The organism is Spirosoma humi (genome assembly GCF_054776575.1).
Window position 1 is genome coordinate 818,874 of the sequence record NZ_BAAHBR010000015.1, and the last position, 21,628, is coordinate 840,501.

The following is a 21,628-nucleotide window of genomic DNA, read 5'->3' on the forward strand; positions in this document are numbered from 1 at the left end:
CTCCCTTACCATTAACAGGACCTTTGCCTAAAAAATAATGCCCAGCTGTAAACAATTCAGCGCAACGGAAGTTGCGCGGCCTCTACATGGAGTGTATATTGACGTTAAAAACTATATGCTATGATCAGCGAACGTTTACCCTCCGCAACTGTACTTGACATACGTACCCCTGACAAACCTTTCACAGGGTACATAGCAGTAAGCCACACCTTGATGCAGAAAGAAGGATTTGCCGACTTCCTGTTCGATAATTTCAGGATGATTCGGGATTTGACGACCGATCGGGAGAGTCTGCTAGGGCTGAATCGGTTTGAGATGCAGTCGATCCAATTTACGGAAGGCTACGGTCAGTATAAGATCGTTGTGGAGCGATTACCCAACGGCGAGTTCATGATCGGTTCAGTTCGTAAGTTTGCCTGATGGTCAATATGTATAGCGCCATCGGTTAACCAACAAAAAAGCCATTCCTCAAGGCGGGAATGGCTTTCGCATTTTCTTAACCTAAACTAAGTCCGTTATTGTGTATGATGTAGGCTATAGGTTCCGGTATGATCGATCATGCCGTCTACCTTCTGCATCTTTCTAATTTCCTGATTTTACCCGGTTCTGTTCGGCCGATGTGGCTGAATTCCGCTGACGGGCTCCTTTTACGTTCTGGTTCCCGAAGCGGTAGGTGAACGTCAGCATAATCCGGCGGCTCTCCCAACGCGATCCAACCCGGAAGTCAATGTCCTGCACCGCAGCCCGACCTCTGAATTGATTCATCCAGAAGGGGTCATTCACGTTCAGTTTCAGATTGGCTTTTCCATCCATCAGTTTCTTCTGAACACCGATGCTGAACGCGCCCATGGGTTGTGCCCGGTAGAAGCCATATTGAGAGGCCGAATTGTACCAGCCCGACACCTCGGCCGACACCGTTTTGCTCAGGGTGAAATTGTTGGATGTGTACAGATTGAAAGCCACCAGCTTCACCTGGTAAGGCGTGTCTGAATACACTGTCTGGTAGTTCTGGTAATAGGTACTAATGTTGTTCTGCATGCGCCACCACTTCGTAACGGGCACCGGGAAACTCATGTTCAGGCTCAGGTTATCCAGGTGACCCAGGTTTTCGGGGGTTACGTAGGTGATGTTCTGAGCGGCTATCTGGCGGGGTGTTTCCTGGTTAATAAAATCCGTTGTCCGGCTGAACCCAAGTGTTGTCGAAAAAGCGCCCTTGAACACGTGGGTCAGTTCAACCGAGTTGGTGTACTGAGGCCGTAGAAATGGGTTTCCTTTCTGATAGGTATAGGGGTCGAGATAGAATACGAATGGATTCAGGTTTTGATAATCAGGCCGGTCGATTCGGCGACTGTACGACAGGTTCAACACGTTGTTGGTATCTAGTTGACGGGACAGAAACACCGTCGGGAACAGATTCAGGTAGTTGCGGTCGACTGTTTGATTCAGCGTGACCGATGTTCCCGTCGAATGAGTATGTTCAGCCCGCAGTCCCGTCTGGATTTTCAGCTTACCAATTTTACCCGCGTAGTTGATGTAGGCCGCGTTGATATTTTCATTGTATTTGAACTGGTTCGAGCGGCTGGCATCGGGCAACCATTGCTGAATTTCCTGTTGCAGGGTATCGTAGATCGTGTTGTTGTCGGCATCGACAAAGCTGCTTTTCAAACCGGCCTCGACCTTGCTGCCATTTTTCATAGGATGCACGTAATCCGTCTTGAAGGCCAGGATGTTAATCACCGACGGCATGTTGTTGCGAACGTCCTGATTGGGGCGGTTCAGCGTATTGTCGGGATTGTAATAGATCGTGCTCAGGTTGTTCGAGTTCTTCCCGCCGTAGTGAACATAATCGGCGTCAATTGTCCACTCACGCCCTTTCCCGTCAAAATCATATTTGTAATTCACATTACCCGTCACGTTCGACATGAGTTCACGGGCGTCGGTTTTGGTCGTCGGCCGACTGGTAAGCTGCCGATTCTGATCGCGGATGAATGTATTGTTCAGCCCGTTCGAACGCCAGTCGTTCGTAAATCCGTTGAACAATACGCCAACCGTACTTTTATTACTAATAAAATAATCCAAACCGGCTTTGTACGAGTGACCGGTAAACTGGTTCGGCCGGAACGAGTACTGGTCGAAGTAGGTCGTCTTGCCATTATACGGGATGGCCCGATTGATCTCGTTTGTCTGGGCGCTCTGCCGATTTACGTAACTGTAGTTTCCGAACACATTGACCTTGCCTTCGCGGTGGTTCAGGTTCAGGGAGGTGTTGAATTTGGGGAGATCGTCGCGGGCACCAACCAGGTTATTTACCCAGCCGTAGCCCGTGCCAAGAATGAACGTACCATTGGTACCGAAGTTCTTGTTCTTCTTCATCTTGATGTTGATGATCCCCGAGTTGCCGGCCGCATCATATTTAGAGCCGGGATTGGTGATGATCTCAATACTCGCAATGTTATCGCTGGGCGTATTTTTGAGTAAGTTCGACACTTCCTGCTGCGAGAGGTAGGTTTGTTTGCCGTCGATGTAGACGATCACACCGGCCTTTCCCTTCAACTGGATTTGGTCATTCTGCCGGTCAATGGTGACGCCGGGCGCTTTTTCCAGCACTTCCAGTGCAGTGTTACCACTGGCGACAATGCTGTTTTCCACGTTCATTACGGTACGGTCTACCTGTTGCTCGATGAAGGGCTTCTGCGCAACAACCTTTACTTCGGTCAGGCTTTTGGTTTCGTCGCTCATGGCCAAGGCAGGAACGCTAACCGCCGGATGGGCTTCGTCAACGGCGAACGGTGCACTATACGTTTTGCGGTAGCCTATCTGCTGCGCTGCGATCAAGTAGTTACCGGCCCCGACATTCTCGAAAGCATATTTTCCATCGACGTCACTGATGGCCCCTTTCACCAGGGTAGAATCGTTGGCTTTCAGCAGCATCATCGTCGTAAATTCGAGAGGTTTCCCGGCTGCGGAACCTACTTGCCCATTTACGGTACCCCGCGTCAGGATTTGTGCAAACCCTGTTGACAGAGCAAATAGCGTTAAGAGAGAGGCCGATAAAACAGTTTTCATAATGGTAGACTTTTCGGGAGGTTGCGTTCTTCTCTGCAGAAGTACATGGCAAAGGTAGGTAGTAGGCATCGCAAAGTACCTGTTCTTACACAAGCGGTCTGAACGGCAGGATAAGCGGATTTTAATGCGGGATTAACTTTTGGCGAGGGAATTCAGACGAAAGACACCGGGACGAATCATATCGTTGCATGGCCCTACACTTTTTATTTGTACTTTCCGGCAACACCATCACTTTACATCGTTCATGGCCGTATTGTACACAATTTGGGGGTTACTAAACATCGGGCTGGGTATTACGCTGTTTGTTGTTTCTTACCGAAACTTCCGTTTTTTCTCGGAACGATACGGGTTACTGGCTACCGGAATTCTGTTTCTACTGACGGCATCCATGTGCCACTCGCCGGGTAATAACCAGTCTATGCAATCCACTCAGGGTATTTCGACGACAACGGTTCTTATTCCCGAATTTTCCCCTGAGTGGCTAAAGCCGTATCGAGCCCGCTTAGTTGATTTTGGTTCATTCCAACTGAATCAGCACTTGACGCTATACCGGAAAAACCAATCCGATTCGACCCAAATAACCACTACCGTCTACCTGACCGGCTTCACAGCAGGTATTCTATGGAAACCCATCGGCGCATCAGCCAATGTTGGCCTGGATCGACGTATTCATTATAGTGCGGCTGGTACGCTGGAATGGCGATTGCTCGGTCTGCCTCTTTACAATCAATTGCAGCAGTTCATAGGCAGCGTACCTGTTGACAGTTTGCGAACGCTCTGATGCTCGCGAACATCAGAGCCGGTCAGCAAAATCAGATTTATTCTGGTTTAGATTTTGACGCCCACGGCCCATACGCTGGCATCTGGACCTTGCCCGGCGCGGAATGGACTTGTCGGTTCGTACCGGAAAAACAGTTTTGAACTACCCCGGAAACCCAGTTCGGTGGTGAGTCCCCAGCGTACGGGATTCAGGTTGTAGGAACCGTGTGTCCGAAGGGCCGACCCGCCTTCGGGCTTCACTTTGGTATAACTATCCAGTCGAATACCGGCATACGCGCCCACCCCCAACGTTAATCCCGACCGGAACGCCACGTTAATCATCACCGGTAAATTCAGTTGGGCCGTTACAAATTTCGATTTACGCAGATCAACATCGGCCTGTTCGATAGTCAGCTGGTTATTCCGGTCGACCAGCGTATTCCTCCCCTCAAACATGAAGTTATTCCAGGCAACTTCGGGGCCGGTGATCAGCCGGAGTTTGGTAGCTCCTTTCACCGAAAGCGGAATTCGTTTCTGCCAGGACAGGGCTACAAAACGTGAGCCGATGGGCCGAAAATCGTAGCCCGCGGGCAGCGATCCCCCGAAATTATTAAAACCCAGGTAGATGCTGAAATCAGAGGTGATACGATCCATAGTTCTCCGATGGCGGGTCGTTGACACTGTAGAATCCGAGGTGATGATCACCGTCGTCGTTTGAGCAAACGTAGCGGCTGAGGTAACCAGTAACGCTGAGGTGAGGAGGTGTTTGATCGTTTTCATAGCTGTAGTTAAGTGTAGGGTTTAGGAAAGTTGATGTTGCTTTTTTTTCCAGGTTGTCTTCTTTGTGGTATTTGACAGGAAGATGTAAAGACAGTGTGTTCAGGTTGCACGAACCTTAAAAAAAAATAATATTTAGTTGGTTGACAAGAGAATTAATTTACCTCAACCAGTTCGTTATCAGAGTTTTGACAAAAAAAATAACCTCCTAAAAAAGAGGTTATCCTAACGTATCGAACGTTTGAGATGGTGTCAGTCTCTGGATCGTCAGTTTAATTGAAGCCACGGAGTAGCTTTTCGTGGGGTTGGTTACTTACAACCGACTCGTGAGGTTTCTTAAAACCGAACGGTTCAAATTGTCCGGTTTTAAGAAACCTCACGAGTCAGATTTAAGAAACTAACTTCACGAAACATCTCTGTTTCCATGGTCCGTGTCCTCACGGACCACACGCGCGTCAGCAACACCATCCGGCCAGGTGGTCCGTGGGGACACGGACCATGGAGAAGGCTAGTCGGGTGAGGTAAGCCTACTCCTCTTCGCTATTGTTAAGTTTAGCCAGCAGCCCATAGCCACCCCGAATCACGATGGGTGTCTTTTGGGGGTCGATGTCGCTGGGCAGTGTAACAGCGATGTACCCGTTTTCATGCACTCCCGTCTTTACTTCTAGTTGTCGAAAATGATACACAGCGGCTTTAGCATCCTTACGATCAAGCACATACACGTATGACTTGCCGCCATAAGCAATAATAGCGGCCTCGGGCAAGGCAGGCAGCGGCTGCGTTTTCACATCAACCTGCGCCGATATGTAGGCTCCGGGAATATAATCGCTGGCCGTGCCTTCGGGGTGGGCAAGTACCGAGATGGTTCGATCGGCCGCGATGGCTTTGCCAATCAGAAAGATGGTTCCCTGCCGATTGAGGGCGGCATCGCTCCCCATGCCAAAACGAACGGCCTGCCCGTTACGAATGCGGCTGATGTCTTTCTCGAAGATATTCAGCCGAACGTGCGGGTGGTCGACATTTGTAATCTGCACCAGCACATCGGCGGGATTCACAAAACGACCGTTGTTCACGGGCACGTCGGTCACATAGCCCGATACGGGCGCTGGCACCGCAATGGTCCGGGTCATTCGCTCCGGACTCAGGGTGGCGGTGTTGATATGAAGAATCGCCAGCCGCTGCCCCATGCCCGCCAGTTGCGCCTGTAAACTTTGCCGATTGGATCGAATCTGCTGAAAAACCTTCAGGGCGTTGACATTATCACGGCTCAGCTCCTGCTGACGGGCAAACTCCAGATCAGCAAATTCCAGTTTGGCTTTGGTATCCAGGTAATCCTGTTGAAGCTGAATATACTCGGGGTTTTCGAGCACAACCAGCGTCTGACCTTTCCGAATGCGCATACCTGGCTCAAGCTGAATCTGGCGGATATATCCGCCGACCGGCACCGATACCGACACCATATTCTGAGCGGGTACGTCGATGGCCCCATTCACTTTTAACGTGGTGCTCAGTGGCCGAAGCGTGGGTTGGCCCAACGCGATAGAAGCCATATCGTATTGGGCCTGCGTCAGCGAAACGACGACGGGTCCCGATAACGGTTTTACCCCGCCGGAATCTGCTTTAACTGCTTGCGACTCGTCGGTTTTGGTCTTTTCTTCCTCCGATTTCCCGCCAGACTGACAGGCTACCGAACCGACGAAAACACTGATAAACAGGACAAACAAGCGCCGTAAACGCGTTGATTTTAGTTGAGAATTCATACAAATGGGGAGAATCGAATGGGCTACGGATTGCCCAGTAGGTAGTTGATATAGAGAACCGATTGATTGTACTGATTCAGCAGATCGAGGTAGTTTGACCGGATGGTGAGCGCTTGCTGGAGCGCCAGCGAAAACTCGACATAGCCAATGTCGCCACTGCTGAACGCCCGGCGGGCATTGGTCTGAATCAGGCCTGCCTGGGTCAATCCGTTCTGTTCATAATACGTCAGCGCATCCCGGTACTGCTGATACTGCTCCACCGCCTGCGTCAGTTGCTGGCTCAGGGCAAACCGCTGTTGCTGCAATTCCGTCTGGGCAATTTGCTCACCAATCCGGGCCGCACTGATGCGTGCTTTCTGCGCTTGTCCAAGCAAGGGTAGCGAAATACCAACCTGGCCGCCCTGGAAACGGTAGCCCGGCCCGAAATACAGTTCCTGCCCGTTAATCAGCTGACTACCAACGAGTGTTTGTGTAAACAGCCCCACCAGAAAGTCTGGCTTTAGCCGTGCCTGTTCGACCAGTCGGGTTTGCTGGGCCACCCTGATTTGCTGAGTCAATTGCCGCAATAACGGGTTTTGCTTCAGGCTAGCGGTATCACCCGACATCTGGAGCGTCAGTTTGACCAAGGGCTGATCGGCTGCATCAAGGGCAGAAGCGCTATTGAGCAACGTCTGCAAGCGAGTCCGGGCCCCTACCCGATTGGCTTCGTTCTGCGCCAGTCGAACCTGCTGATCGGCCCGTTGGCTTTCGGCGGTTGCCTTCTCCAGACTACCCGTTTCGCCCGTACGAAACCGCAAATTGGCGGCCTGCACAAACTCACGCAGCAAGGTATCCTGCTGCCGAAACAAATGACTTTTTTGACCCAGGTAATTCAACTCATAATACGCCGATTTGACCTGATACTGAATATCATTTCGTGTGACGAGCACCCCTACTTCCCGACTGGCAACAGTCTGATCGTTCAGGTCGGCCAGTCGATGCATCAGCGTTGGGTTCGGAATCGTTTGGGTAACGGTCAGGTTGTTGTCGAATCGGCGGCTATTGTACTGGCCGAGCAAAAGCGTGGCCGATAACCGGCCGGCATCGTAGGCGGTTCGGCGCAGGGCTTGCTGCTGACTTACGCCCAGCCCCGCAATCTGTACCTGCGCATTCCGACTCCCGGCCTGCTGTACTGCCTGATCCAGCGTGATCGTTTGCATCGGCGCACCAATACGGCCAACGGGTTGTGACCAGGCCCCCGTCGACAGGAGCATCAGCAGGCTAATTGTAGCCACGATAGACGGTTTCTTCGTGGCGGCTTTCGCTTCTTGCTCCAGCGCTTTCTTTTCCATCAGCGAATACAGTATGGGCAACACAATAAGGGTAAGCAGCGTAGCGGTGAGTAAGCCGCCAATCACAACGGTAGCCAGCGGCTTCTGTACCTCCGCGCCAGCCGAATTGGAAACCGCCATCGGAATGAACCCAAACGAAGCGACCAGTGCCGTCATGATAACGGGGCGCAAACGAACCTCGGCCCCCTGCCGGATAATTTCGGTCATATCGGTCAGGCCCTCCTCGTGCCGGAGTCGGTTAAACTCGGCAATCAACACAATTCCATTCAGGACAGATACTCCGAACAAGGCAATAAAACCAACGCCCGCCGAGATGCTAAACGGCATATCACGCAACAGCAGGGCAAAAACGCCACCGATAGCCGCCATCGGAATAGCCATAAAGATGAGCAGACTCTGCCGAACGGAGCCGAACGTAAAAAACAGCAAGGCGAAAATGAGACCCAGGGCAATGGGAACGGCGATGGTCAGGCGCTTTTTGGCGTCGACGAGGTTCTGAAACTGCCCTCCATAGGTGATGTAATAACCCGGCGGGTATTTGATCTGCCGACCAACTTTCTGCTGCAGTTCGGCCACGATGCTCTCTACATCGCGACCCCGGACGTTGAAACCCAGGGTGATGCGTCGATGGGTGTTGTCGCGCTGAATCTGGTTGGGGGCCTGCTCCATGGTCACCGTAGCCACCTGGCTGAGCGGAATCTGACCCGTCGATGTGGCAATGTAGGTGTTGCGAATGTCATCCAGGTTCTGCCGCTTGTCGGCCGCTAACCGCACGACCAGATCAAACCGCTTCTCTCCTTCGAAGACAAGACCCGCCGACTGACCGGCAAAGGCGGTGTTGATCACGCGATTGACGTCCGAAACGTTAAGGCCGAACTTGGCAATCTGCGCCCGGTCGAGCCTGATCAGAATCTGCGACAGGCCACCCACCTGCTCAATGTACAGATCCTGCGCTCCGTCGATCGTTCGAACAATCCGGCCCACGTTGTTTGCCAGCCGTGTCAGCTCCTGAAGGTCTTCGCCGTAAATTTTGAGGGCTACATCCTGCCGGGCACCCGTCATCAACTCATTGAATCGCATCTGAACCGGCTGCTGAAACCCAAACGTAACGCCTGGAATGACGGACAGCGCTTGAGCCATTTTGGCGGCCAGTTCATCGCGGGTTTTCGCCGATGTCCATTCACGTCGGGGTTTCAGAATGACCATTTGGTCGGCCGCTTCAATGGGCATCGGATCGGTGGGAATTTCGCCGGAGCCGATTTTAGCGACCACCTGCTCGACCTCCGGAAATTGCTTCAGCAACACGCGCTCGGCTTTCAACGTCGCATCCACGGTTTCGGAGAGTGAGCTACCCGTGAGCGTACGCGTGTCGACGGCAAAGTCGCCTTCGTCCAGTTGCGGAATGAATTCACCTCCCATCCGGCTGAACAGGAAGATGGCGATTCCCAACAACGACACGGCACTCAATAGAATAAGTAACCGATGTTTGAGCGCGCGCAAAAGTACCGGCTCGTAGAACCGATAAATCCGGTTCATGATCTTATCCGAAAACGTTTCTTTATGAACGATCTTTTTATTCAGCAGCAGCGCCGAAATCATGGGCACATACGTCAGCGACAGAATGAAGGCCCCCAAAATAGCGAAAGCTACCGTCAGGGCCATTGGCCGGAACATTTTGCCCTCGATGCCCGACAGCGCCAAAATGGGCAGATACACGATCAGGATGATGATTTCGCCAAAGGCCGCCGACGAGCGAATCCGGGCTGCCGACAGAAACACCTCCTCGTCCATTTCGTCCTGCGTCAGGGTTTTGTCCTTGTTGCGCAGAGTGATGTGGTGAAGTGTGGCCTCCACGATGATAACGGCTCCGTCGACAATCAAGCCGAAGTCGATAGCGCCCAGACTCATCAGATTGCCCGATACGCCAAAGAGGTTCATCATGGCAATGGCAAACAGCAACGCCAGGGGAATAACGGAAGCGACGACAAACCCGGCCCGGAAATTACCCAGCAATAAGACCAGTACAAAAATCACGATGGTGGCCCCTTCCAACAGGTTACGTTCTACGGTGCCGATGGCGCTGTCAACCATTTTTGTCCGATCCAGAAAGGGTACGATCTGAACACCTTCTGGCAACGTTTTCTGGATTTCGGCGATCTTGGCCTTTACCCGTTTGATCACCGCCGATGAGTTTTCGCCCTTGATCATCATCACCACCGCCCCAACGGTTTCGCCCATTCCGTTGCGGGTGACGGCCCCGTACCGAACGGCCGACCCGAGTTGTACCGTGGCCACATCCCGAACGCGTATGGGTAAGGCCTGTGCACTTAGCCGGATAACGATGTCGCCAATATCACCCGGTGAGGTGATCAGCCCCTCGGACCGGATAAAATACGCATTCGGCTTTTTATCGATATACGCCCCGCCTGTGTTTTGGTTATTCTGCTGCAGGGCCGTAAAAATATCGGTAATCGTAATGCCCATACTCCGAAGCCGGTCGGGATCTACCGCGATTTCATACTGCTTTAATAAGCCCCCAAACCCGCTGACATCGGCCACTCCGGGCGTTCCCAGCAGCCCCCGCCGGATTGTCCAGTCCTGAATGGTACGCAGGTCCATCAAAGAATACGTTGCTTCATACCCTTTTTTGATAGCAACAGTGTACTGAAAAATTTCACCCAGTCCCGTTGTAACGGGGGCCATTACGGGCGTACCCACACCGGGAGGAATCTGGCCCGCTACGTTCTGGAGTCGTTCGGCAATCTGTTGTCGAGCCCAGTACACATCGGTCGCATCGGTAAAAACCACCGTCACAATGGATAAGCCAAAGCGCGAAAAGGAACGCAGTTCGGTGATGTTGGGGATATTGGATAAGCTGACTTCTATAGGAAATGTTACCAGACGTTCGATGTCTTCGGCAGCCAGAGAAGGACTACTCGTGATCACCTGAACCTGGTTGTTGGTAATATCGGGAACGGCATCGATCGGCAACTGGGTAACTGACCAGCCACCCCAGCCCACCAGGGCGAGGGAGAATAGGCCAATGATCAGCTTATTGCGGATGGAAAACCGAATAATGGCATTTAGCATGAGAAAGACGGCAGCATAAGAAGTGAACAGCCCTGGCCTGCCTGGCCCGAAAGTGTATACGGCGCAAAGCCTACCAACACCCGATGGCGTTAAGCACAGACTGCAGAAAAAGGAAAATCAGCCCAAACGACTTAATGTGTGCATCCGTATGGGCACAATGGGGCTTACAGAATCAACCGATGGCTGTTCGGGGGGGATTGATGAGCGAGAAAACCGACAGGAACGAGTACAGGTCAGCTTTGCGAAAAAAGGCCGCTTTGTTAGCCAGAATGGCCCCAACGGCTGAAGAAAAATGGAGTCGAACGGTAGTAGGCGAAAAGACGGGGATAGTATGGCCACCCGTCGGCAGGTTTTGGTGACTGTGTTTAGGATGTTTCTGGTGTTCTGAATTAGCGCCGTAGTGCATCGCCAGAAAATCTAGAAAACTTAGCTGCGCATCGGCTTCGCGGTGCTGTTTGTAATGCTGCATTAACTCGACCCACTTGGCCGATTGGTCAATACTGAAACCGGGCAGCAAACTGCTTCCCAATATCAGACCAGCCAGGATTAATGCAACGATTGACTTCATATAAAGTACCTTTCAACCCAATAACGCCGATTCGGCGTCAAAGTTTCTAAACCGGATTGGCGCGCGCTAATTTAGAACGAGTCCAATGGTTTATAGGGACTTAGGGCCGATTGTATTCCGTGGTTCGTGAGGACACGAACCACTTACGCGTCAGCTGTTTCCTTGGTCCTTGAGGACACGGACCATTCATCCGACAGGCAGATTTGGCTGACCGCACCGGCGGACCGGCGTGGGTGGTCCGTGAGGACACGGACCAAGGGTACGACTAAGAATAAAATCGCCGATAGTCAATCAACTGACGGGAAAATAGATCAGAAAGGTAGCCCCTTCTCCCAGTTTGCTAACCGCCGTGATGGCTCCGCCGTGATTGGCAACTACTTTCTCGCAGATAGCGAGGCCAATACCCGTACCCGCATACTCACTACGCCCATGCAGCCGCTGGAATACCTGAAAAATCCGGTCGATGTATTTCTCATCAAACCCAATTCCATTGTCGATCACCTGAATACAGTGATAGGCGGTAGCCTCACGGGCGGGCTTAACCGAAGCGGGTACCTGCTGCGCCGGAACGCGCTGGTTCTGAACCTGAATGTGTGGCGTAACGCCCGGCTTTCGAAACTTCAGCGCGTTGCTCAACAGATTCTGAAACAGTTGCCGCAATTGCGACGCATCGCCCGGAATTGTCGGCAGTTCATCGACCAGAACATGGGCACCAGCCTGCTCGATAGCCACTTCCAGATCGTCTATTACTTCGGCAACCAGCCTGTCCAACCGCACGGGAGCGGTTTTTTCCTGCCGGGTAGAAATGCGGGAAAAGGAAAGTAAGTCTTTGATCAATAGAGACATTCGACCAGCCGCCACCTGCATTCGCTCCAGATGGTCAGCACCCTCGCCTAGTTGGCCGCCATACTGGCTTTGCAGAATACCGCCAAAAGACTGAATTTTCCGAAGCGGTTCCTGCAGATCGTGACTAGCAATGTAGGCGAACTTTTCCAGGTTATCATTGGAGCGACGGAGGTCATAATTGGAAGCCTCCAGCTCCTTTGTCCGTATCAGTACCTGCTCTTCCAGATTGGCTGCCAGCTCTTTCTGCTCGTGAATATCGGTTGCTGTGCCAACCCAGATCGTAATTGCCCCGTTTTCGTCCCAGATTGGGATAGCCCGGTTCAAATGCCAGCGATACATCCCGTCCGAGCCTCTCCGATACCGGTTTTCTACCACAAAATTCGTTCCGTCAGCGAGAGACTTTGCGTAGGCTTCCAGCGTATACCCCAGATCGTTGGGGTGCACAACAGCTTCCCAGCTAATGGATGTTGCCTGCCCGGCGCTCAGCCCGGTATAGTCATACCAGCGCTGGTTGAAAAAATTCATTTCTCCGTCGGGCATGTTGGTCCAGGTCATCTGCGCAATGGCCTCCATGAGCGTACGGAAGCGTAATTCGCTTTCTTCGATGGCACGACGCGCCATTACCTGTTCGGTTACGTCGATCGCCATATTCATGATGGCATACACCTGGCCATGGGCATCCCGCAGGGGCTTGTAGGTAAGGTTGAAGTAGTAGCGTTCCAGCCGGCCATTGACCATAATATCGGCGGCAGCCTCCTGAGCCGAGTATTGAATTCCACTCGCATAAACGCGGTTTAGAATGTCCACAAATGGCTGGCCCTCCAGTTCAGGCAGGGCTTCGAGCAGGGGTTTATTGAGAACCGCGCTGCCTTTGCCCCAGAACTTGAGCATCGGCTCGTTGGGCAGTTCGATGACCAGATCCGGGCCAACAAATAAATTCATGGCAACGGGCGACTCTTCGATCAGGTTACGAAACCGCTGCTCACTGTCCTGCAATGCATTTTTCGCGTTTACCTGCTGGGTAACTTCGGTAGCAATAACGATGATACCTGCTGTAGCATCGGCAACATCGTGCACGGGAGCATACACAAAGTTGAAATACGCTTCTTCCAGTTTGTCCTTTCGGTGCAGCCAGGCCAGCGTTTCGAAGCCGTAATGGGTATGGCCTGATTCGAAAACCTGCGCCAACAGGTGGGGAAATTCCTGTTCCTTAATTTCGGGGAGCGCGTCGAGTAAGGGACGCCCAATGATCGATGCATCTTTCCCCCATATCTCCAGCATGGGTACATTCGCCGTTTCGATGACCATATTTCGGTCATTGAGAATACCAATGGCCACAGGTGCCTGATTGATCATACTCCGAAAGCGCTCTTCGCTGGCTCTGAGTTTCGCTTCGGCCTCAACCCGGTCGCTAATATCCAGAATGGCGCCAATATAACCGGTAAACGTTCCGTTGGCGTTGTACTGGGGCGTGCCCGTACAGACAACCCATCGAACAGTCCCCTCTCTGTGCGTTACCCTAAACTGGATTTCGTGATACCGGCGTGCCGTAAAGTCGGCCAGCAGGTTTTCGGCGGCTCGCTGGCGGTCGGCTTCTACTACGTACTTCAGCCATCCGTCACCAAGGTGATTCGCAAGCGGAGCACCCGTCCACTCGATCCACTTTCGGCTTACGTACGAAATAGCCAGGTATTCGTCGGTGATCCAGAGCGCTGCCGTTGACGCGTCGGTAATGTTACGAAACAGGGCTTCGCTCTCGGAAAGGGCTTTACGCGTGACCATTTCGGCACTGATGTCGTTGGCAATGACCAGCTGGCCGTAGGCTTGCTCGCGGGCTTCGGCAATGCGGGTAACATTTACCTGCACCCAGCGTTCAGATCCATCTTTACGAATGTAACGCTTAACCAGATTAACAAAATTCCGTTCACCCCGCATAAGCTCTCCGAACAGCCGACGGTTCTCTTCCAGGTGATCAGGATGCGTTAAATCGAGAAAATTAAGTGTATACAACTCCGAGGCCGAATACCCCAATAGTTGTATGAATGCCGTGTTGGCCAGGGTAAACTTACCGGCCTCGTCGGTAAACGTCATCCCTACCGACGCGTTGTTGAAGGCAACAGAAAAGCGTTGTTCAGCCTCAAGAAGTGCCTTTTTCTGTTCATTTTGTTCAGTAATGTCCAGGGCAATGCCCGAAAGGGATACGGGCTTGCCGGCTGAGTCAAACAAATATTGCCCAATGACCTTAACCCAGTGCACAGATTTGTCTGTCCAGATAAAGCGGGCTTCGTAATTTACGGTGTTGGTTTGCTTCGCCCGTTCATAAGCCTGATCCCGAATGGGGCGATCGTCGGGATGAAGGTGATCGATGAAGGTGCTTCTGGTTATCAGGCTCCGCTCTTCACCCGTAAATATTCGGGCGAGCGATGGCGAATAGAGCATCTGGCCGGTATCGACGTCGATAGAAAATGAGCCGGAACCCGAGCTTTCGATAGCCATGCGGGCCTGTTGTTCCATCAGCGCAGCCTGCTCCTGAGCGAGCACCTGGGCGGTTATTTCCTGCGCTACTCCCGAAAAGCGCTGGACCGGCCCCGTCTCGGCAAAATGAGTCTGACCAATAAACCGCACCCAGCGTAGTTGATCATCCTGACTATTGATGGTCCGGAATGTCGTATCGTATCGTCCCCCAGACAATGGGTTTAGCGCCCACTGTACTTCCTTATCGACTCGATCTCTATCATCAGGATGGATGTTACGCAGTGAATCTTCGTAACTGACGTTGCCCTTAACCCAGCCCAGTAACTGTTCGCAACGCTCGTCCCAGCTAGCCAGATTACGGACGGGATCGAATGACCAGGTGCCCATCTGCGCCGACTCCAGCGCGAAGCGAAGTCGCTCTTCACTTTCGTTCCGTTCCTGTTGCAAAGCGACCCGCTCGGTTATATCCTGCATCGCACCGACCATTCGCCTGGCCCGGCCATCGCGGTGCACGATATAGCCCCGATCTAGAACCGTAGCAACGGTTCCATCGGCCCGCAGGAACCTGTACTCAGCCGCCCAATTTAGCCCGCCCTCGTCAATAATCCGATGAATACCATCGACAACCCGTTCTCTGTCATCGGGATAGATGTGGGCATACCAGAACTCCGGTCCACTTGTATTTTCCTGTACCGCGTGGCCGAATAAGGTCTTAAGCCCCTCATTCCACCAGATTGTGTCTGTATTCAAATCCCAATGCCAAACCGCATCACTCGTGGCTTTGGCAAGCAATTCGAATAACTCGCTGGTTGTCACTAAATCGTTCGTCAACTGTCTATCTCCGCAATCTTGCTAAAACGCTCCCAGGCCTAAAGTTAAGCAAACAAAAGCAAGTAAACGCCCGATTGGCGTTGGTTTACACTATATTTAGTAACATCGGTATCGCCTTTTTTCACAGCGTCAGGAAAGAGGTTACCATCGCGGATTTGCTAGCTGGAAGAGGCTAAGGCCAGATTGAGTAGGATACGCGCTTTACGATTCAATCGGTTCAACCGGCTGGTGTGAGAGACAAAACGGCTAAGATGCTGGTTTGCATTCGTTTCGCTGAATTCATCAAGCTGGTCCATTTCATACACTAATTTCTCTAACTCAGCCTGCATGGTTAAAACAAGCGTCAGTAATGAACCGACCGGACATTGGCCAAGGTAGGAAATCCCTGTATGGTCTACCTGAACTTGTTGATCCTGTTGGTTTATCAGGTCCATTAAGCGCTGGTAAAACGTATAGAAATCGGATGTCGCTTTGAGCCAATTCTCCAGTACCTTTTCAGGCCCATGTGCATCATTGGATGAATCGTCTGGTGTCGACGGGGTAGCCATCACATCTACGTCGTTTGACCTGGTATCCCTAACTGGGCTCCATGACCGGGTGAGAACCGTACTAATTAGACTTTTCTAGTTGAATAAAAAGTAGGCATCAACCACTTACACCCGACATCCGGCCTGACTGCTGGCAGAAGATTATACTGTTTTATAAACGGGCAGAAGAGCACTGCACTAACCTAAGTTGGCCTTGGTCGCCAACTGGTGTTTCAGTAAAGCAGAAGAAGCTGCCTGGCGAATAAAATAAAATTAAGAATAGCCAGGGCAGGCAATTTAGGGAACGGCACATTACACCGGTAAACGGAAGTTCTATCAGCCAAAAGCCCTCAATTCTGCCAGGGCAAGCCGCATGCCTATTCACCCTTCACCAGAGAAACCGAAACGCTGGTTATAAATCAGTTGCTACCTTACTTAAAGAAGTATAACCTAACGCCTGGTTCGTGACTCAAACCTTACGAATCGAATGTAGCCGTTTCAGCAGCCTGGCCGTCACGTGCTGCGTAGACAGACTTTTTGCGTGCTGTGCCTGTACACTTTTGATGTAAGCGGTAAGCCTGGCCTCAATCTGTCGATTGGCAGTATTTGTCGTAGAGATGTGATTGGAGTCGGCAGCCATAGGCGGCAAAAATAGGAATCGGGTCTTTTTCCCCGGCGGGGAAAAAGACCCGATTAAAGCGGGGCAAATTACCCCTTTTAAGTAATCAGGTACAGCGCATGTGCACACGTACGAACGAGTACGTACCGGCTATTACGGATAAAGCCCGTTCGCTCGTAGGGGTAGTTTGAGAGAGATCGGTATTGTCTACGGGGGGCTACATACCATTTATAAATTCTCCTTTCTCCTCAATAACGCGATTTCCCCAGGCTGTAATCGCGTCAAGGACAGGAATAAAGGTTTTACCAAAATCAGTGAGGCTATACTCTACCCGGATTGGCGGTTTGTCCCCGTATACCTTCCTGACGATAAAGCCATCTTTTTCCAACTGTTTGAGCTGAATACTCAATGTCATTTCGGTTATATCGGGCATCTCTCGTTTGAGTTCGCTATACCGCTTTTCCATATCCTTCAAATGATAGAGAATGACGGCCTTCCATTTTCCACCCACTAAATTCATTGTCAGACTAACCGTGCAGGGGTATAGCTTACCCAGTAAACTCACGGACTGACTCTTACATTCGGTCTTTACCATACGTGCCCTTCTTTGAACCTATCCAATTCGATAGATATTGCAACGACAATTGGCTCACAATAGTTTTGTAACTCTAATTTTTATAGTTCAATCCTAAAGGAGGTACAAAAACATGGTAACTAGTTTCGCAGGGAATGAGTCGAGCGCAGAAGAAGCGAAGCCACTCATTACGATCATCGGTGTTTTGGGTAAACAGGGAAGCAGTGCCGCGCGTACGTTATTACAAAGCGGTCAGTATCGTGTGCGCGGCATTACGCGCCGTACCGACTCCCCCGAGGCAATCAGCCTGGCCCGGCAAGGCCTTGAACTAATTAATCTGCCACTCGAGCCAGGCTATCAGAAGGAGTTTGTCAAGGCGTTTCGTGGCTCTGCGGGTCTTTTCATGATGACACCCAACATAGCTCCTCCGGCAACCCACGAACTGGCATTGGGTAAACAGCTAGCCGATGCCGCGGTTGAAGCGGGCGTACCCCATATTATTTTCAGCAGTTTGGAAAATGTGGAGAAGATCACGGCCGGCAAAATGTTCGCTCCCCACTTCACCGACAAGGCCAACATTGAACAGTATATCCGTACGCTTCCCATAACAAGCTCATTCATTTACCTGGCTTTTTTTTACACCAATCTGCTGGAGTTTTACACCCCTGTTCCGAAAGGAGATACGCTGGTTTTTCCAATTTACCTACCCCAGGATTTTCGGGCACCTTTTGTGGATCCGCTGACGGCTACGGGACCCGCTGTTTTAGAAATTTTTTCGAATCCAAGCCACTACGCGGGTAAGTCTTTACCGGTAATCGGGGATATTATCTCACCCCAGGAAATGGTGGATACCTTCGTTCAGGTTACCGGCAAAAAAGCAGTCTATGACGCGGCATTCGATCGTGACGATTTGCTACGTTATTTCCCCGAATTCAGAGCGAATGAGCCTTTGGTCGATGAGATCCTGGGCATGACTCACTATGCCGTTGACTATGGCTATTTCGCCAGCAACCGCGATTTGTTGTGGAGTCGACGAATTAATCCGAACAGCCTTAGCTGGGAGCAGTTCTTGCGTACGACGGGCTGGCTAGGCCAGAAGCGTTCGTTTTAAATTCAACCTTTTCGCAGCGGTTTCGAGGCCCATAAATCATCAGCCCGTTGGATTAATCCGTTTCGCCGACCTTCACCATCAGCCTGTTTCTAATTGCGCTGCAACCGAACATCCACGCCTTAGCCTAACGTGCTATCGCTCTGACTGTTGCTGTCTCAGGGTGAACGGGGGATATTCAGATAAAGTAAAAAAGGAGAATCACCCAGGCAACGTTCTAGCCCTACTACACTCTTTAGTGCAGACATAATAGCCTTGCCGTTAAACTTAACTGGCCTGGTATACTCTATAGAGGACTATTCCAATCTACCTTATGAAAACCTCTACCCATTCAGTCTCGCTCTGTCAATGGCTGATCTGCTTAGCGCTTAGTATATTAAGTGAATACGCTGCTCAGGCTCAATCGAAAAACCCGGCTCTTGACAGCATGGGAGCCAGTATAAGCAAACAAAACTGGAAAGCCGCTACCCAATGGGCCTTGAAAGCGGGGGAAGCCGACCCGAAAGAAAAATTCTGGCGTTATCTGAATGCAGCTGATTTCGCCAGCCGCGACAAGAACGCCGAGTTAGCTATTCACTATGCCTCCCTGGTCGTGGATTCCGACATGGCGACCAACGCTTACTTTGGCAAAAGTTTCGATTGGCTGCGCGACGATCCGCGCTGGAAGCAACTCATGAGCAAAGTGGCGCTGGCGCGCGAGCGGGAACGCCAACAGCGTATTCAGGCGAATCTCCCCTTTCGTTCGTATCAAAAAGAGTTGGTCGCCCAAACCAATCAGCAACTGGCTTCGTGGGCAAAAACAGCGTCCGCCCGTCAGCTTTACCAGCAGTTCCAAAAAGCGCCCCCTACGCATACCTATTCGCGAACGGGTCAGTATCAATACGCCTGGTTACGACTGACTGATTCGCTCGAATTTCCTTATCTGGTTCAATTGCCCCCTCATTTTGATGCCGCTAAACGTTACCCGCTAGTTGTGGTTCTTCACGGTGCCGTTAGCCGCCAAACGACCCTGCCGGATGTCGCCGACAGCACGACGGCTTTCTTCGGTCGTTTATTCATGGAACAAGCGGCTCAATCGGATTTGATTGCGGTCTTTCCTTACAGTACCCGTCGGTATAACTGGATGGTGCCCGATGATGGATTTGAAATAGTACCTGAGCTGGTACGGGAAATCAAACACATGTATTCGATTGATGACCGTCGAGTCTATGTTACGGGCCACTCGAATGGAGCTACCGGTGCTTTCTCGTATTTGATGAAACAACCCAGTTTGTTTGCGGGCTTTTCGGGCATCAATAATCGACCCCAGGTGCGCACGGGTGGCAGCTTTTTGAAAAACGCGACGAATCGTTCGTTTTACAATGTGGCCACTGACTACGACTACTACTTCCCCCTGGAAGGACATCGTTCTTTAACCAACCTAGCCAAAACGCTGGGTATCGACTGGCAAAACCAAGAGGTGGCAGGCCATCGCAATCATGGTTTTTTGATTTCCGCGAAAGACAGTACCACAACGGAAGTGTACCGTCGGCTTTTTGCCCATATGCTGACGAAACAACGTAACCCTTTCCAGGCTACTCTCTATTGGGAGTGCGATGATGTGCAGCATGGGCGCTGCGACTGGCTTGACATTACGGAGTTGGATACCCTGCCTACGAAGGCGAACCAGGCACTTCCCCTTAATGTGTCCGTTCGTGGATGGCGTAGTGTAAATGATCCATCGGTGGTGTTGGATAGTACCTCTCAGGCTTTTGTCTTCCCTCGCCAATCGGGAGCAGTGCAGGGCCGGTATGCTCGAAATCAATTTGACCTGACAACCTCAAAGGTCGGATCGCTGACAATTTATCTGTCGCCGGAAATGGTCGATTTCAGTAAACCACTTAAGGTGGTCATCAATGGCAAGCGGGTATACAATGGCCCTGTTCAGTATAACCGGGCTTTCTTACTAGCGCAATTTGACAAGGAACTGGATCATCAAGCCTTATGGGTCAACCGCTTAACATTTCAGGTGAGGTGATCAAACGAAATGTGATTTATTGTGGATGTGCAAGCTCTGATGCAACTTCCTGTCGGTTTGGCTGTCATTGACCTGATTGCACCTTACCCTTGATTCGCTTATGAAAGCAGCCTTTACCTGTCTGATCTGCTTATGCACCCTTTGTTCGTTCGCTGGTGAGTGGACCACTCCCCCGGATCGCAAAAAAACCATTGTTTTACTGTATGATGCCTACGCTCAGGATCAACTGGCTATCCATAATAAATTTGGACAGGTTAAAGTCGAACTCTGGAGAAGACCCGAAATTCAAGTCACCGTCCGGATACGGGCTCACTCAGATGACCCAGCCGTTGTTGACCGGTATCTGAATTCGGTTTTGATCAGGGAACAACGAGAGCACAACCAGATTACCATCCACACAAGTATTGAGTCACAGGAAGGACTAACTCCATCAGCCCTCTCTGCCAGCAGAGACAGTATTCTGAGTAGCTGTTTACAGGTCGATTACACCATCCTGATGCCTGCTGAAAACAAGCTAACCCTGACCAATCAGTTCGGCAATACCGTCATTCCCAGCTTTAAGGCTCCCCTGACGGTTTTTGTCCAAAATGGAAACTTCACTGCGAACACGCTGACTCACAGCGAAACAAGCATTAAAGCTGAGTATGGAAGTGTCGCCATCAAGACGATGGATGATGGGGAAGTCGATGTATCTTTTGGCAACCTAGCGGTCAAATCGGCTAAAAAGGTGAAGTTGAACAACAAGATGGGTAAACTACAACTGGGCCGAGCGGATGAACTGACCACCATGGCGAGCTACTCGGAGATGGAGATTGGTCAGATTCACCAATCCGCTTTGATGACGATCAGCTTCTCGAACCGATTCCATATGGAGCATTGGCCGGAAAGCTTGACGAACTTGGATATGGCCCTCTCGTATTCCTCCGTCGTCCTGCCAGTGGATCGAAAGTCGAACTATAATTTTAATGCCAGCCTGACTAATAGCGGGTTTTCCTATCCAGCCAATAAATCCATTGTGCTACAAACTCAATCGACTGTTTCAAGTGAAGCAAATGCCATCAAACGCTATTCGGGCATAGTCGGAAAAGGGACCGGCTCGAAGGTACAACTAGTGGGCAGCTACAGCACCATTGGGTTTAAGTAAGCAATACGGACGCGGATTAGTGCGGCTTTGGTTTAAAGCCCTGCCAGGTGTAGTAACCCACTTTTTTAGTATAAGAGGGGGTAAAATCAGGGGTGTAACTTGCCAATCGTTATGGCCACAGAGGCACAGCTGGACG

Annotated in this window: 13 protein-coding genes; 5 read left to right on the plus strand and 8 right to left on the minus strand. The window is 51.3% G+C overall.

What is annotated here, in order from left to right:
• The first annotated feature begins 120 nt into the window (after positions 1 to 120).
• The gene (locus tag ACYU8Y_RS19755; protein ID WP_460939796.1) at positions 121 to 420 is read left to right on the plus strand and encodes a hypothetical protein; all 300 of its coding nucleotides are present in this window, start codon (positions 121 to 123) and stop codon (positions 418 to 420) included.
• Positions 421 to 582: 162 nt separating this feature from the next.
• Here the strand turns inward: ACYU8Y_RS19755 and ACYU8Y_RS19760 are convergent, their stop codons facing one another.
• Entirely contained in the window at positions 583 to 3,066 is a 2,484-nt protein-coding gene (locus ACYU8Y_RS19760; protein WP_460939798.1) for an outer membrane beta-barrel protein, read from the minus strand.
• Positions 3,067 to 3,310: 244 nt separating this feature from the next.
• Here ACYU8Y_RS19760 and ACYU8Y_RS19765 point away from each other — a divergent pair, with 244 nt between their 5' ends.
• Complete coding sequence (locus tag ACYU8Y_RS19765) at positions 3,311 to 3,847, plus strand: hypothetical protein (protein ID WP_460939799.1); 537 nt, start codon at positions 3,311 to 3,313, stop codon at positions 3,845 to 3,847.
• Positions 3,848 to 3,894: 47 nt separating this feature from the next.
• Here ACYU8Y_RS19765 and ACYU8Y_RS19770 read toward each other — a convergent pair whose 3' ends face one another.
• From ACYU8Y_RS19770 to ACYU8Y_RS19800, 7 genes are all read right to left on the minus strand, one after another.
• Positions 3,895 to 4,605 (minus strand): outer membrane beta-barrel protein, encoded by a 711-nt coding sequence (locus tag ACYU8Y_RS19770; RefSeq protein WP_460939801.1) that lies wholly within the window; start codon positions 4,603 to 4,605, stop codon positions 3,895 to 3,897.
• A gap of 524 nt (positions 4,606 to 5,129) precedes the next feature.
• Positions 5,130 to 6,362 (minus strand): efflux RND transporter periplasmic adaptor subunit, encoded by a 1,233-nt coding sequence (locus ACYU8Y_RS19775; protein ID WP_460939802.1) that lies wholly within the window; start codon positions 6,360 to 6,362, stop codon positions 5,130 to 5,132.
• A 23-nt stretch (positions 6,363 to 6,385) separates the two neighbouring features.
• The gene (locus ACYU8Y_RS19780; protein WP_460939803.1) at positions 6,386 to 10,783 is read right to left on the minus strand and encodes a CusA/CzcA family heavy metal efflux RND transporter; all 4,398 of its coding nucleotides are present in this window, start codon (positions 10,781 to 10,783) and stop codon (positions 6,386 to 6,388) included.
• Positions 10,784 to 10,955: 172 nt separating this feature from the next.
• Positions 10,956 to 11,351, minus strand: coding sequence for a hypothetical protein (locus tag ACYU8Y_RS19785; protein ID WP_460939804.1), 396 nt, complete (start codon positions 11,349 to 11,351; stop codon positions 10,956 to 10,958).
• Between the two features lie 291 nt (positions 11,352 to 11,642).
• A complete protein-coding gene (locus ACYU8Y_RS19790; RefSeq protein WP_460939805.1) occupies positions 11,643 to 15,503 on the minus strand; it encodes a PAS domain S-box protein in 3,861 nt (1,286 codons plus the stop codon).
• A 158-nt stretch (positions 15,504 to 15,661) separates the two neighbouring features.
• A complete protein-coding gene (locus ACYU8Y_RS19795) occupies positions 15,662 to 16,051 on the minus strand; it encodes a hypothetical protein (protein WP_460939806.1) in 390 nt (129 codons plus the stop codon).
• A gap of 815 nt (positions 16,052 to 16,866) precedes the next feature.
• Positions 16,867 to 17,244 carry a winged helix-turn-helix transcriptional regulator gene (locus ACYU8Y_RS19800; protein ID WP_460939807.1) on the minus strand — a complete coding sequence of 126 codons (378 nt, stop codon included), beginning with the start codon at positions 17,242 to 17,244 and terminating at the stop codon, positions 16,867 to 16,869.
• 112 nt (positions 17,245 to 17,356) lie between these two features.
• Here ACYU8Y_RS19800 and ACYU8Y_RS19805 point away from each other — a divergent pair, with 112 nt between their 5' ends.
• The 3 genes from ACYU8Y_RS19805 (at position 17,357) to ACYU8Y_RS19815 (ending at position 21,492) form a co-directional block, all read left to right on the plus strand.
• The gene (locus ACYU8Y_RS19805) at positions 17,357 to 18,334 is read left to right on the plus strand and encodes an NmrA/HSCARG family protein (RefSeq protein ID WP_460939808.1); all 978 of its coding nucleotides are present in this window, start codon (positions 17,357 to 17,359) and stop codon (positions 18,332 to 18,334) included.
• A gap of 310 nt (positions 18,335 to 18,644) precedes the next feature.
• Positions 18,645 to 20,348: an alpha/beta hydrolase-fold protein gene (locus tag ACYU8Y_RS19810; RefSeq protein ID WP_460939809.1), complete on the plus strand. Its 1,704-nt coding sequence runs from the start codon at positions 18,645 to 18,647 to the stop codon at positions 20,346 to 20,348.
• 100 nt (positions 20,349 to 20,448) lie between these two features.
• A complete protein-coding gene (locus ACYU8Y_RS19815) occupies positions 20,449 to 21,492 on the plus strand; it encodes a hypothetical protein (protein ID WP_460939810.1) in 1,044 nt (347 codons plus the stop codon).
• The last annotated feature ends 136 nt before the right edge of the window (positions 21,493 to 21,628 follow it).

Coding starts and splice junctions, on each gene's coding strand:
- ACYU8Y_RS19755 (WP_460939796.1), top strand. CDS start 121: ATGATCAGCGAACGTTTACCCTCCGCAACTGTACTTGACATACGTACC.
- ACYU8Y_RS19760 (WP_460939798.1), bottom strand. CDS start 3,066: ATGAAAACTGTTTTATCGGCCTCTCTCTTAACGCTATTTGCTCTGTCA.
- ACYU8Y_RS19765 (WP_460939799.1), top strand. CDS start 3,311: ATGGCCGTATTGTACACAATTTGGGGGTTACTAAACATCGGGCTGGGT.
- ACYU8Y_RS19770 (WP_460939801.1), bottom strand. CDS start 4,605: ATGAAAACGATCAAACACCTCCTCACCTCAGCGTTACTGGTTACCTCA.
- ACYU8Y_RS19775 (WP_460939802.1), bottom strand. CDS start 6,362: ATGAATTCTCAACTAAAATCAACGCGTTTACGGCGCTTGTTTGTCCTG.
- ACYU8Y_RS19780 (WP_460939803.1), bottom strand. CDS start 10,783: ATGCTAAATGCCATTATTCGGTTTTCCATCCGCAATAAGCTGATCATT.
- ACYU8Y_RS19785 (WP_460939804.1), bottom strand. CDS start 11,351: ATGAAGTCAATCGTTGCATTAATCCTGGCTGGTCTGATATTGGGAAGC.
- ACYU8Y_RS19795 (WP_460939806.1), bottom strand. CDS start 16,051: ATGGCTACCCCGTCGACACCAGACGATTCATCCAATGATGCACATGGG.
- ACYU8Y_RS19800 (WP_460939807.1), bottom strand. CDS start 17,244: ATGGTAAAGACCGAATGTAAGAGTCAGTCCGTGAGTTTACTGGGTAAG.
- ACYU8Y_RS19805 (WP_460939808.1), top strand. CDS start 17,357: ATGGTAACTAGTTTCGCAGGGAATGAGTCGAGCGCAGAAGAAGCGAAG.
- ACYU8Y_RS19810 (WP_460939809.1), top strand. CDS start 18,645: ATGAAAACCTCTACCCATTCAGTCTCGCTCTGTCAATGGCTGATCTGC.
- ACYU8Y_RS19815 (WP_460939810.1), top strand. CDS start 20,449: ATGAAAGCAGCCTTTACCTGTCTGATCTGCTTATGCACCCTTTGTTCG.